We start from the raw sequence: 12,545 nt of genomic DNA, 5'->3' as shown, positions 1-12,545 counted from the left end.
TCACCTCGCGAACGTACATTCTATTTTACCACAACTACGATGAAATTCCTTCTAATCAAGCTGAAAAAATGTGGTAAAATGAACTGACTATTTTATTTAAGGAGTTCACATGGCAAATACACAAGTCCAGCTTGGACAAAAACTACAACTAACGATCAAACGCTTGGGGATCAACGGAGAAGGCATTGGGTATTACAAAAAGTTGATCATCTTTGTTCCCCGTGTTCTACCGGGGGAACAGGTCATTGCCGAAGTCACCAAAGCATCTCCCCGCTTTGCTGAAGCTAAGATGACCAAAATCATCAAGCCAAGCAGCGATCGCATCCAACCACCCTGCAAGTTTTACGACCGGTGCGGCGGCTGCCAATTGCAGCACTTAGTCTACGACAAACAATTAGACTTCAAAAAAGACCTATTGAAACAAGCACTTGAAAAATTTAAGCCAAAAGGCTACCAACAGTTTGAACTAAGGGATACTTTAGGCATGGATGTTCCTTGGCATTACCGCAACAAAGCACAATTTCAATTGCGTTACAACAGTCAAACCAAACGAATCGAAGCGGGTTTATACGAAATGGAGTCTCATCGCTTAGTCGCCATTGATGATTGCCTCGTACAAGAACAAGATACGCAAAAAGTGATCAACGGCATCGTCCAATTGTTGAATAAATACCAGATCCCGATTTACGATGAACGCAAGAACAGCGGGATTCTACGGACATTGATGGTTCGTATCGGGATCGCGACTGGCGAAGTTCAAGTCGTGTTTATTACCAACTCTGTCAAACTGCCGCAAAAAAATGCGCTGATTCGCGAAATCAATCAGCGCTTGCCGCAAGTCGTTTCCATCATGCAAAATGTGCAAAACAAAAAAACGTCCGTCGTCATGGGAGAGGAAACGATTCATCTTTGGGGCAAAGAAGCGATTGAAGAACGGTTGAATGAACTGACCTTCGACTTGTCCGCCCGCGCATTCTTCCAGCTGAATCCACAGCAAACCAGCATCTTGTATCAAGAAGGGTTAAAAGCCCTTGACTTGAGCAAAAATGAAACAGTCGTTGATGCCTATTGCGGTGTGGGAACGATTGGGTTGAGCGTGGCTCCTTATGCCAAAGAAGTCCGCGGCATGGACATTATTCCTCAAGCAATTGAAAATGCCCAAGAAAATGCACGCCGCATTGGTGCCCAAAATACCCATTATGAAACGGGAACTGCTGAGGAGCTCTTACCAAAATGGTTCAATGAAGGCTTCAAACCTGATAGCATCATTGTTGATCCGCCAAGGACAGGCTTGGATGAACGATTATTGCAAGCTTTGCTGAAACAACCACCGAAGAAGATGGTCTATATATCTTGTAATGTTTCTACTTTAGCAAGAGACTTGGTCCAATTAGCCAAAGTGTTTCACGTAGAATATCTGCAATCAGTAGATATGTTTCCACAAACCGCCCGCTGCGAAGTAGTGGTAAAATTGACTCGCAAATAATCATTCGCCTGACAAATCATCTTGTGATTTGTCAGGCGAATATTGTTTTCGTTGTCTTTTAAGCATAACGATTAATTGATTTGTAAGACGAGGACTTTCGTGGCAATAAAGGTGTCCCCTACTCGCTGCCCATAAAGACTTACCGATCGTTCAAGCTGCAGATCCGCACGTGACCCCTCCACGATTCGAGAATTATGCGATTGTACATCATATAGAATTACTTTTATCTCAGTCTCGCTAGTAATCGTAAAGGATAATCTTTCCTCAGATGCGATCGCCATATCAAAGACTTCGCCGTCTTCCCCTGTTCCTTGAGAAATGTTCGTCAATTCCATCTCAAAACGATCACCATCAATAAGAATGAGTGTGCCTGTTTCATCTGCTTGTGCCAATTCCTCATTCGCTCGCTCTGCATCAGTCTGAGTCACTTGTTGCGCTTTTGTCTGATCGGTTTGATCGTGATTATTTTGGGTCTCGTCTCCACTTTGACTTGTTTGCGTTTGCGGCGTATTGATTTGGTTGTTGATCGGTACGTTGTCGTTGTTTGTCTGTGGGTCATTCGCAGCAACACCACAACCACTAAGTAATGCCACAAACAAGATAATTGCTGTTTGTTTTTTTATCATAAAAAACACCTTCCTTTTATTCATAGCGTAATGCTTCGATCGGTTTTAATTTCGACGCTTTATAAGCGGGTAAGTAACCAAAAATAGTACCGATCAGCATTGAAAATGACACACTGATCAAAATGGATAACAATGAGATTGTCATCGGATACTCTAACAGACGCAAGGCGATCAGACTGATCAACAGACCGACGATGATGCCAATCAGCCCGCCGATCACCGATAAAACGATTGCTTCTGTCAAAAATTGCTGCAAAATCACTTTACGTTTGGCACCCAATGCTTTCTTCAAACCGATCTCTCTGGTACGCTCTGTCACACTGACCAGCATCGTATTCATTACACCGATCCCACCGACGAGTAAGGAAATGCTAGCAATCCCCCCCAGTAAAATCATATTCGATCGATTGATATCATCGGTCATTTTCTGCACTTCATCATAGTTGCGGATGGAAAAAACAAAATCTGAAGGCGGAATACTCTTGGTCAATTCATGGCTGGCTTGAACGACTGCTGATTCTAAGACGTCCGCATTCGTTGCCTGAAACAGCACTGTTGGCCTTTGGTTGAGCTTTCCTTCGACGAAACTTTGGCTGCCTCGAGGGATGAAGACATATTTCCCTGACAGTTGCTCCGTGTCAGAAACAGCTACGCCAACGATGCGAAAGGGCGTCCCATTGATTTCGATCAGTTGATTGATAGGATCACGATAGGAGAAAAAAATTTCCGCCAAATCTTTCGTAATCACCGCAACTTGCTTTTGTGTCTGCAATTCGGTTTCAGTCATTGCTCTGCCAGCAAGGATCGTATGGGGCAAAATTTCAAAGAACCCGCCATCCATGCCTAGCACTGTCGTATCGGTTTGCTGGTCTCTTTGGAAAACTGTCAGATTGGCTTCATAGAACAAGCTAACGTTCTTGGCGTGATCAATGGTCAGCAACTTTTGCAGCTCTCCTTCTGATAGTTGCGGGGCATAATCAGGCAAACGATCATTTCTGCCGCTTTCGCCCGCTAAAAAAGCACTTCTGGCGTCATATTCAATCCGCATCGCGTTAGTATCACCACCAATCAGCTGCTTTTTCATGTTCTCAGTATTTCCGTTGATGATACTCACAATGGAAATGATGGAGGCAATCCCGACAATGATTCCTAGCATCGTCAACAAGGAACGCAAACGATGCTGGTAGATTGCGTGAATGGCTAAGCGAATATTTTCGGTCATCTTGTGCCCTCCTCAACAACTTCACCATCTTTAATGACGATTTGCCGCTTTGCATAGTCCGCGACTTCTTGTTCGTGGGTAATCAAAACCACTGTTTTTCCTAGATGATTCAGCTTAGTAAATAGCGCCATGATCTCATGACTATTAGCGGTATCTAAAGAACCTGTCGGCTCATCTGCTAAAATCACATTTGCTTCTCCTGCTAATGCCCGAGCGATCGCTACTCGTTGTTTTTGCCCCCCTGACAACTGATTGATCCTAAAATCGATCCGATCCCTCAATCCGACACTTTCTAAGGCGTGAATTGCTCGAGTCGTTCGTTCTTCCTGATTGACACCAGCATACAAGAGCGGTAAGGCAGCATTTTGTAAAACGGATAGTTTGGGCAACAGTTCAAAATTTTGAAACACGAAGCCGATTTTTTGATTGCGGATTTCGGACAGTTCATCTTCACTCATTTGACTGGTATTTTTACCATCAAGTAGATAGCTGCCCGTTGTTGGCGTGTCTAAACAGCCAATAATATTCATCAAGGTCGACTTGCCTGATCCTGATCGGCCCATGATGGAAACAAACTCGCCAGCATTGATTGTTAAGTTGATTTTTTTCAAAACGTGAATCTCACTAGTGCCCTGTGGGAACGTTTTGCAGACATCAATCAGTTGGATCATTTGGTCTCACATCCATTCCTTCTTGGATCCGAACTGTTGGGAAGACGAGCGCCACTTGCATATCCAGTTCACTTTCTAACAGATACATGGCATCATCCGTTTCATCTTCCATGATTTCCACGGATAGTTTACTGATTTTATGGTCCTCAACGACGTAGATGAAGGGCCTATCTTCTTCATAAAACACGAAAGATTTGGGCAGCTTGATCGCGGTTTGCTCTTCCTCAATGCGTTCTACAAAACAATGGATGCCAATACTAGGTGGCTCTTCACTTTCATCCAAAACGACCTCAAAACTAAATTGCGACAAATTGGGGTTTGCGCCTTGTTCTTCAACCACTACCGAAGGCTCTTTCATATCACCAACTCGGGTGATCTTTCCAGTCCATCGCTGACTGCCGCCATTACGGTCTCTAAGTTCAACCTTTTGACCAGGCTCAAGTTGATTGCGGCGAAATTCATCCACAGTCCCTTTTAAAAAGAGCCGACTGGTATCAACGATCGTCATAAAAGGATTCTCTGGGGCCGCTTCACTTGCGCTTCGATTCATTTGTCGCTCGTCCACGTCTTTAACGATTCCATCAATTTCGGCTTCCACGACGTCTGAGCCATGTTGCTCTTTGACTGAACGTAGTTCTAATTCTGCCCGTTCCAGCTCTAATTCGGCATCGCCAATGCTGCTTTCCAAGTTTTGCGCTTCTAGCAGTAATTGACTTTGCTGCATTTCCAAATCGGTTTTACGATCTTCCAGCCCTTCTTTGTCCTCTTCTTCCGCACTGGCAATTTTTTGTTTCGTCTCCTCCAGCTGATTCGTGACCTTATTGTATTGTTCCCATTTTTGATTCGTTTGCCGTCTTGCTTGTTCCACAGCTCTCGAGCGATTTGCCGTCGCCTGTTCTGCTTCTTTAATGGCCAAAGCCCCCTCAGGGTTAGAGTAAACAAAAAGAGCTTGCCCTGCTTTGACTTGATCCCCTGCCTCTACTTTTTTCTCAACAACTGATCCTCTTGAGCTATCCACCTTGACTTCAACCGTTCTTGCTGGTTCAACGACTCCTACTAAGTAAAAATCTGCTCTCGGTTGCAGATCTTGCAAAGTTATTTGAGTGATGGAAGGTTCTTCACGACGAGCAATCCCCCAGGCACTCGTCCAGCCTAAACTGCCGATGATCAGTAAACTACTGATGATCATGAAACTCTTTTTTGATTTGTTCATATGCTTTCTCAAACATCTCACCTTCCTGATTGGTTAATCGAATGACCACCTTTATTTAACCATTGAATCAATTTACGTTTTGAACGTTTCTCTTAATATCCGCTGAAGATTTCTTAAGAAAATAGAATTTTTCCATTCTTTTTTTATTAATATGAAGAATTCTTAAGAAGAATTAGCTATTCGCTCTTACTCCTCTTTGCTATAATCAAGAAAGAATCAAGAACGAGTTAGAAAGGACTGTTTCATGCGTAGTAAATATTCTTCATTTGTCTTTTTTCTGGTTGGCTTCTTCTTATTGGTAGGAGCCTTATGGCTATTAAAGGAAACGAGACTCATTCAAATGGTGCTGGATAATTTTTTTTCAAACCTCGTTTTACAGGAAGTTGTGGAATCAAGTGATGGCGAAGGCGGGATGATCCTTGGTACATTTGTCGACTGGCGCCCTGTTAAACAATTGTTCTTGGCATTCTCCCTCTTTCTCGTTTTTGCCGTTACCTTGATTTGCTATTTTATCTATCGTTATGTTTCAAGGAAAAAAATTGCAAGGATCGCCGAAGGAATTCAGCTCTTTTTCTCTCAATCGGAAGCAAGTTCGACGGGCAGCCTAGCGATCGATCATGAATTATTAAAAATAAAAGATTCGATGAACCGCAATGAGGCTCTTTTAAAGGAAGAAACACAGCGCACCAAGGACTTGATCACCTATTTGGCGCATGACTTAAAGACTCCCTTAGCTTCAGTGATCGGCTATCTCAACCTATTGTTGGATACGAAAAACTTGACCAATGAACAAATGACGCAATCCTTGACGATTGCTTTAGAAAAGTCTGAGCGTTTGGAAACGCTGATGAATGAATTTTTCGACATCACCCGTTTTAATCTGCAAGACATCCAATTGTATCAACGGGAACTTGATTTCGTCTTCTTACTGAAGCAAATCCAAGAAGAATTCTATCCGCTGCTGAAAGAAAAAGAACAAACCATCTGCTACTCTGGACCAGAGAGCTTGAAATTAAAAGCCGATAGTGAACAGTTGGCGCGAGTGTTAAACAATCTGTTAAAAAATGCCATTGCCTATGCGCCTGATCAAACCACGATCACAATGCAGCTAACCATGGACGAACAAGCAGCAACTTTTATCCTAGCGAATCAAAGTGAGCCGATCGAACAAGAACAAATGGAGGCATTATTTGAAAAATTTTATCGTCTGGATCAAGCTCGTTCAACCAAGACAGGTGGAGCAGGTCTCGGATTGGCGATCGCCAAAGAAATTATTTTGGCCCATCAGGGAACGATCCGAGCTGCTAGCAAGAACAATGAGATTCAAATGATCGTCACATTGCCTTTAGCGACAAATCAACATGAAAAAACTAGAAAGTCAGTTAACTGAAAAGGAAGGTCAATACGAGTGGAAAAGATACTTTTAGTTGAAGATGAAAAAGAAATTTCAGATTTGATTGCCTTTTATTTACGAAACGAAAATTTTTCTGTCATCACTTGTGCAGATGGGAATGAAGCTCAGGTACAGATCGAGCAAAACAGCTTTTCTTTGGCGATTCTTGATGTCATGCTGCCAGATATCACAGGCTTTGACCTGTGTAAAATCATCCGCAAAAAGCATCATTACCCAATTATTATGTTGACAGCTAAATCCGAGGAGATCGATAAGATCACTGGTTTGACAATTGGTGCCGATGATTACATCACCAAGCCCTTTCGTCCGTTGGAAGTGATCGCTCGGGTGAAAGCTCAGATACGCCGCTCGACTCAATACAACGGCTCAGATCAAAACAAATTGATCGTGAGGGAGTTGGAATTAGATGTCAATAAGCGAAAATGTTTCTTGCAAGAAGAAGAACTTTCCCTGACGCCGATCGAATTTTCCATTTTAAAATTATTGATGGAGCGAAAAGGCCAAGTGGTAAGCTCTGAGGAAATGTTTCAAGAGGTTTGGGGCGAAAAATATTACACGTCTTCCAATAATACCATCATGGTCCACGTTCGAAACCTTCGGGAAAAAATGCACGATACCCATAAGAAGTCCTCTTATATCAAAACCGTTTGGGGGATCGGCTATAAAATTTAACACCAAAAACCGTCCTTTCATTGTACGAAAAGGACGGTTTTCTTGGGACTGAACACAAGTAAATCGAGAAACATAGAAAAAAGCCAGAACTGATTCTGCTGGGCTCCCCGTCAAGTGGACAATGAAATAGAATAAAATTATTTTGACGACTGTCTACCGAAATTCGGTAGGCAGTTTTTATGTTTTTTACTTTGTTTAACCTCAACTTTGCTCGACTGGCCTCCTTCTTGGTTAAGCGGATTTATTCTATTCGCTTGTCCAAGAGGGGGAGTGATTAAGCTGCCATTAATAATTCTTGATGAACTTGGATCGGTGTTTTGCTCTTCAAACATCGTTGATAGCGACCATTGTTGTAATAGTTCATGTATTTCTCGATCATTTCAACGAGACTTTCTCTACTGATAAACTTTCGCCGATAATATTTTTCTCGCTTAAGCATTCCCCAGAAGCCTTCCATTGGACCATTATCGGTACAACGGGCGACACGAGACATACTCTGCTTCATTTTCGCTTTCTTTAGCTTTGTGCAAAAAACTTTACTTGTATATTGAAATCCGCGATCGCTATGAAATAGCGGATGAGCGGTTGGCTCGGCGGCGACTGCTTGATCGAAGGTATCAAAGACTAATTTATTGTCATTTTTGTCGCTGATGACAAATGAAACAATGCGACGATCGGCGAGATCGAGAATAGCGCTCAAATAGATTTTCTTCACTTCGGCCCCTTCATAATACTTGAATTCACTCACATCTGTTAGCCATTTTTGATTCGGTTGATCCGCATAGAACTTTCGATTCAAATAATTTTTCGCAATATGATACGGAGTCTTGGATGCCTTAGTGATACTATTGCCTGAATGCTTGATGGTTGATTGGATTTGAAGTTTGCGACAGATTCGAAGAATACGCTTGTCATTCACTTGAAAGCCATAATCATTCACGAGATCTTCACAGATTCTGCGATATCCTTTATCGTTGTCTGCTTCATAAATATAACGAACAAGGTCTGCCAACTGTTCATTCAATACCACTTCAGGCAGTTTGGGATTTTTTAACCAACGATAATAGGCCGATCTTGTGACATGGAGCAGGGTACACATGGTGTTAATTGGATAGCTTTTTGTCTCGTGCAGCTCTTTGATCGATTGGTATTCAAACGTATGACGAACTAATTCAAATCCCGCCTCCTTTCTAACTCGCTGACTTTTTTTAACAGGTCATTTTCCATTTCAAGCAACTTGATCCGTCGTTCTTGTTGAGCCAGTTTATCGCGCATTTCTTCTTCGGGTGTTCTGGCAGGTTTACTTCCCGCTCGTTGCCCTCGACGGTCTTCTAAGCCTTTTTCTCCCATCTCGTCGTATTTCAACACCCAGTTCCGAACTTTTTGGTAAGAGACTTGGTACTGAATTGCGGTTTTCCCATAGTCTCGACCGTTGATAATACAGTCATGCACAATTTTAATTCGTTCATTCAATGTTGTTTTTCTGGATTTACTCATTCTACTTCCACCACTTTCTGATTTGAAGTTTCTATGAGTATTATATATCTTTAACCAGTCTTCTAATTGTTTTTTGTTACGAAGCCCGTATTTCTTGGCGACAGCTCTTAAGCTACCATGTGTTCCAGCTAAATAATCATGGACCGCATTCAGTTTCAACTCTGTTGAGTATGATTGATTCCTTTTTGTAGGGAGTAAACCTGTGGGTCCTTCATTCTCATAAAGAGTGATCCACCTTTCTATCGTACTGAAACTTACTTGTGCTTCTTTGGCCAGGCTGTTTATGCTAGCTTCATTTTTTAAAGCTCTTTCTACAAAAGCTAGCCGTTCTTCTGAACTTAATTTCATTTTTCCTCTAGACATACAAACTCCCCCTATATAAGCCACTTTATATTTCAGTGTCCTATATAGGGGGAGCATATCATTCTTTCAGTTCCAGCTTTTTTTATTTAGAAACGTGCAACTGCAAGCTTCTTTTATTTCGTAATCAAAGCATCTAAACTAGCCACTGCCAGACTCATCTTCGCGATTTTATCCAACAAGGCAAAACGGTTGCGACGAATCTGTTCATCTTCCACCATGACCATTGTTTGATCAAAATAAGCTTCGATCAATGGGCGCAGTGCCACTAAGCTTTGGTAGTTTTCTTCCATCGTTTGATGTGGGAACTTGTCCTCTACTGTTAAGACCGCGTCATACAAGGCAGTTTCAGAGTCGTTTTCAAACAAGGCAGGATCAATTGCTGCTTGATCCAATTCGGCTTTTTTCGCTAAATTGATCACCCGTGTCAAAGCTTCCATCGATGGTTTGAAGTCGTTGTCCTGCAGATGTTCTCTTAACATTTGAGCCGTTTCAAACAACGTACTGATGTCTGCTTGACGTGCGCCTAAGACAGCTTCGATGACATCATGACGCGTATTTTTGCTGAGTAAGAATTGACGCAGACGACCTTTCACAAAATCGGTCACTTGTTCTTGACCAGCGGCAAGTTGAATCCCAAAAACTTCTGGTTGAGCATTAATGGCTTCCCGAATTTCTTCTTGCAACTGAGCAAATGGGAAGTACCAGCGCTTTTCAGCTAAGATGCGGATAATCCCGTAGGTTTGACGGCGTAAAGCATAAGGATCGTTTGAACCGCTTGGAACCATATCAACAGCGAAGAAAGCAAGTAAGCTGTCTAATTTATCCGCAATCGCTAAAACAGCCCCGATTTTTGATTGTGGCAGCTCGCCTTCTGCTGAGATCGGCATGTAGTGTTCACGAATCGCTTGGGCAACTGCTGGTTTCTCTCCTTGGATCAGGGCATATTTTTCCCCCATGATCCCTTGCAACTCAGGGAATTCCCCTACCATATTGGTCACTAAATCAAATTTATAGATTTGAGCTGCCCGTTGAAGGTCGGTCAGTTCTTCTTGTGTTAAACCAACGGTCTTCCCGATGATTTGCGCTGCTAGTCCGACACGTTGCATTTTTTCATATAAGCTGCCGATTTTTTCGTGGAAGGTGACTTGCTTAAGTTTTTCTACGCAATGGTCAATGGTCAGCTTTTTGTCTTCATTGTAGAAAAACTCAGCATCTTCTAGACGAGCGGTCAGGACTTTTTGGTTTCCTTTGATAACATTATCGATCTTCACAGCATCCCCGTTGCGGGCAGAGATGAAGTGCGGCAGCAATTCTCCGTCAAGGGTGCGGACATCGAAGTAACGTTGATGTTCTTTCATAGAAGTAACTAATACTTCTTCAGGGACAGAAAGATATTTTTCTTCAAAGTCCCCTACAAAGGCTGTTGGGTATTCAACTAGATTTGTCACTTCTTCTAGTAAGTCTTCATCTAAATCGATCCGCCAGTTGTTTTCTTGAGCGATCGCATTGATTTGTGCGGTGATCATTTGTTGACGTTCGCTTGGATCAGCGATGACAAATTGATGCTTCATTTTTTCCAAATAGTCGTCCGCATGATCAAACGTGACCGCCTCACCTAAGAAACGATGACCTTTTGACTCGCGACCGGTAACAATATCAAGGATTTGGAAAGGAATGACTTGCTCACCAAAGAGTGCTACGATCCAATGAATTGGTCGGATATATTCAAAATCGTAGTCTGCCCAGTGCATCGTTACTGGGAACGTCAAACTCGTGATTACTTCCTGCAATCCTTTCAATACCTCAACGGTTGGTTGACCTTGAGTATGTTTCGTTACATAGACATACTCAACACCTTTTAATTCACGGAAGGTGATGTCATCGGTTGTCAATCCTTGTCCACGAACAAATCCTTGAGCTGCTTTCGACCAATTGCCTGCATCATCTAACGCGATTTTTTTCGCTGGTCCTTTGACCTCTTCTTGCGTATCCGCTTGTTTTTCAGGAATACCGGTGACATAGACAGCCAAGCGGCGAGGTGTGGAATAGGCTTCGATCGTTGTATAAGGCAACGCATGAGCATCTAAGAAAGCTGCCGTTTTTTCTTGTAATTGTTTCATACTTGGGCTTACGACATGCGCAGGTAATTCCTCTAAGCCGATTTCTAATAATAGGTTTTGTGCCATCTTATTTTCCCTCCTCAATCAGTTTTTGCGCCACTTCTGGATCAAGCAATGGATAACCGAGGTTTTCCCGTTCTGCTACAAATAGTTTTGCTACTTGACGTGCCATGTTACGGATACGTGCGAGGTACCCAGCACGTTCAGTGACGGAGACTGCACCACGTGCATCCAACAAATTGAAGGTATGGCTGCATTTTAAGATATAGTCGTAAGCTGGATGAACTAAGCGTTCATCGATACAGCGTTTTGCTTCTTTTTCAAAACGATCGAAGTTCCCTAAAAGCAAGTCTTGGTCACTGACTTCAAAGGAATATTTTGAATGTTCATACTCAGGTTGGCGGAAAATCTCACCATATTTGACACCTGCAGACCATTCAAGATCGTAGACACTTTCAACTTCTTGAATATAAGATGCTAGACGTTCTAAGCCGTAAGTGATCTCTGATGTCACTGGCTTACATGCTAAGCCGCCGACTTGTTGGAAGTAAGTAAACTGAGTGATCTCCATCCCGTCTAACCACACTTCCCAACCAAGACCTGCACAACCCATCGAAGGATTTTCCCAGTTATCTTCGACAAAACGAATATCATGTTCTAATGGATCGATCCCTAAAAGACGCAGGCTTTCTAAATAAAGCTCTTGGATATTTTCAGGAGAAGGCTTCATCACGACTTGGAACTGGTGGTGCTGATACAAACGATTTGGGTTTTCCCCGTAGCGGCCATCAGCTGGACGGCGAGAAGGTTCTACGTAAGCGGCATTCCATGGTTCTGGACCGATTGCACGTAAAAATGTGTATGGGCTCATGGTTCCAGCCCCTTTTTCTGTATCATAGGCCTGCATCAGCATACAGCCGTTTTCGGACCAGAATTTTTGCAGGGTCAAAATCATCTCTTGCACAGTTAGTTTACTCATCTTTTTCTTCCTTTCTTATAACGCATTGACGACAGGATAAAATTCGACAACTGATCCAGGGATCAATTTCACTTCGACCACGACATCTGCTTCTAAAACATCCGATAAGTCGTAAAGCATTTGGTCTGGACTCGTTGTAAATTCATGTAAAAGCTGTTCATCCTTTAAAAGGCGAACTTGCAGTGGAATACTTGCTAATACTTTGAGCTTTTTTTCGGTAAACGCACTTGCTGGAATCGTCATATCAAATAACATAAAAACCCTCCTTTGTTTTTGACTATT

General features: G+C 42.6%; 12 protein-coding genes. 3 read left to right on the top strand and 9 right to left on the bottom strand.

From position 1 onward, the window contains the following. Positions 1 to 109: 109 nt before the first annotated feature. Complete coding sequence (gene rlmD / locus IGI72_RS07670) at positions 110 to 1,486, top strand: 23S rRNA (uracil(1939)-C(5))-methyltransferase RlmD (RefSeq protein ID WP_081117300.1); 1,377 nt, start codon at positions 110 to 112, stop codon at positions 1,484 to 1,486. Between the two features lie 71 nt (positions 1,487 to 1,557). Here rlmD and IGI72_RS07665 read toward each other — a convergent pair whose 3' ends face one another. The 4 genes from IGI72_RS07665 to IGI72_RS07650 are packed head-to-tail and all read right to left on the bottom strand — an operon-like array spanning position 1,558 to position 5,218. After that, positions 1,558 to 2,112 (bottom strand): hypothetical protein, encoded by a 555-nt coding sequence (locus tag IGI72_RS07665; protein WP_428214455.1) that lies wholly within the window; start codon positions 2,110 to 2,112, stop codon positions 1,558 to 1,560. A gap of 16 nt (positions 2,113 to 2,128) precedes the next feature. Continuing rightward, on the bottom strand, positions 2,129 to 3,334 hold the full coding sequence (locus IGI72_RS07660; protein WP_428214456.1) for an ABC transporter permease: 1,206 nt from the start codon (positions 3,332 to 3,334) through the stop codon (positions 2,129 to 2,131). Next, complete coding sequence (locus tag IGI72_RS07655) at positions 3,331 to 4,005, bottom strand: ABC transporter ATP-binding protein (RefSeq protein ID WP_086292217.1); 675 nt, start codon at positions 4,003 to 4,005, stop codon at positions 3,331 to 3,333. Before IGI72_RS07655 ends, IGI72_RS07660 begins: the two co-directional genes overlap by 4 nt. Further along, positions 3,989 to 5,218: an efflux RND transporter periplasmic adaptor subunit gene (locus IGI72_RS07650; RefSeq protein WP_428214457.1), complete on the bottom strand. Its 1,230-nt coding sequence runs from the start codon at positions 5,216 to 5,218 to the stop codon at positions 3,989 to 3,991. The genes IGI72_RS07655 and IGI72_RS07650 overlap by 17 nt, the downstream gene beginning before the upstream one ends. 244 nt (positions 5,219 to 5,462) lie before the next feature. On the opposite strand from IGI72_RS07650, the gene IGI72_RS07645 reads away from it, so the two are divergent. Together IGI72_RS07645 and IGI72_RS07640 are read left to right on the top strand one after the other, a co-directional pair. Further along, positions 5,463 to 6,608, top strand: a complete 1,146-nt coding sequence (locus IGI72_RS07645; protein WP_428214458.1) for a sensor histidine kinase — start codon at positions 5,463 to 5,465, stop codon at positions 6,606 to 6,608. A gap of 18 nt (positions 6,609 to 6,626) precedes the next feature. Beyond that, entirely contained in the window at positions 6,627 to 7,304 is a 678-nt protein-coding gene (locus IGI72_RS07640) for a response regulator transcription factor (RefSeq protein WP_016610236.1), read from the top strand. Between the two features lie 274 nt (positions 7,305 to 7,578). Here IGI72_RS07640 and IGI72_RS07635 read toward each other — a convergent pair whose 3' ends face one another. The 5 genes from IGI72_RS07635 to IGI72_RS07615 all read right to left on the bottom strand — a co-directional run bounded on the left by IGI72_RS07635 (position 7,579) and on the right by IGI72_RS07615 (position 12,518). Further along, positions 7,579 to 8,436, bottom strand: a complete 858-nt coding sequence (locus IGI72_RS07635) for an IS3 family transposase (protein WP_240457400.1) — start codon at positions 8,434 to 8,436, stop codon at positions 7,579 to 7,581. A 35-nt stretch (positions 8,437 to 8,471) separates the two neighbouring features. Continuing rightward, positions 8,472 to 9,164, bottom strand: coding sequence for a transposase (locus IGI72_RS07630; RefSeq protein ID WP_438753124.1), 693 nt, complete (start codon positions 9,162 to 9,164; stop codon positions 8,472 to 8,474). A 113-nt stretch (positions 9,165 to 9,277) separates the two neighbouring features. Beyond that, on the bottom strand, positions 9,278 to 11,350 hold the full coding sequence (glyS, locus tag IGI72_RS07625) for a glycine--tRNA ligase subunit beta (protein ID WP_428214460.1): 2,073 nt from the start codon (positions 11,348 to 11,350) through the stop codon (positions 9,278 to 9,280). Position 11,351: 1 nt separating this feature from the next. Next, on the bottom strand, positions 11,352 to 12,263 hold the full coding sequence (gene glyQ / locus IGI72_RS07620) for a glycine--tRNA ligase subunit alpha (protein ID WP_005225852.1): 912 nt from the start codon (positions 12,261 to 12,263) through the stop codon (positions 11,352 to 11,354). Between the two features lie 15 nt (positions 12,264 to 12,278). After that, on the bottom strand, positions 12,279 to 12,518 hold the full coding sequence (locus tag IGI72_RS07615; RefSeq protein WP_015509542.1) for a hypothetical protein: 240 nt from the start codon (positions 12,516 to 12,518) through the stop codon (positions 12,279 to 12,281). Between the last annotated feature and the right edge of the window lie 27 nt (positions 12,519 to 12,545).

Origin of the sequence: Enterococcus sp. DIV1059_2 (assembly GCF_051713685.1) — a bacterium.
GTDB lineage: Bacteria > Bacillota > Bacilli > Lactobacillales > Enterococcaceae > Enterococcus_D > Enterococcus_D casseliflavus.
The sequence above is the reverse complement of the archived record's forward strand: the minus strand, read 5'-3'. Positions and strand labels throughout refer to the sequence as shown.

Bases quoted from the DNA above. Each gene is read 5' to 3' on its own strand.
- rlmD (WP_081117300.1), top strand. From the start codon at position 110: ATGGCAAATACACAAGTCCAGCTTGGACAAAAACTACAACTAACGATC.
- IGI72_RS07665 (WP_428214455.1), bottom strand. From the start codon at position 2,112: ATGATAAAAAAACAAACAGCAATTATCTTGTTTGTGGCATTACTTAGT.
- IGI72_RS07660 (WP_428214456.1), bottom strand. From the start codon at position 3,334: ATGACCGAAAATATTCGCTTAGCCATTCACGCAATCTACCAGCATCGT.
- IGI72_RS07655 (WP_086292217.1), bottom strand. From the start codon at position 4,005: ATGATCCAACTGATTGATGTCTGCAAAACGTTCCCACAGGGCACTAGT.
- IGI72_RS07650 (WP_428214457.1), bottom strand. From the start codon at position 5,218: ATGAACAAATCAAAAAAGAGTTTCATGATCATCAGTAGTTTACTGATC.
- IGI72_RS07645 (WP_428214458.1), top strand. From the start codon at position 5,463: ATGCGTAGTAAATATTCTTCATTTGTCTTTTTTCTGGTTGGCTTCTTC.
- IGI72_RS07630 (WP_438753124.1), bottom strand. From the start codon at position 9,164: ATGTCTAGAGGAAAAATGAAATTAAGTTCAGAAGAACGGCTAGCTTTT.
- glyS (WP_428214460.1), bottom strand. From the start codon at position 11,350: ATGGCACAAAACCTATTATTAGAAATCGGCTTAGAGGAATTACCTGCG.
- glyQ (WP_005225852.1), bottom strand. From the start codon at position 12,263: ATGAGTAAACTAACTGTGCAAGAGATGATTTTGACCCTGCAAAAATTC.
- IGI72_RS07615 (WP_015509542.1), bottom strand. From the start codon at position 12,518: ATGTTATTTGATATGACGATTCCAGCAAGTGCGTTTACCGAAAAAAAG.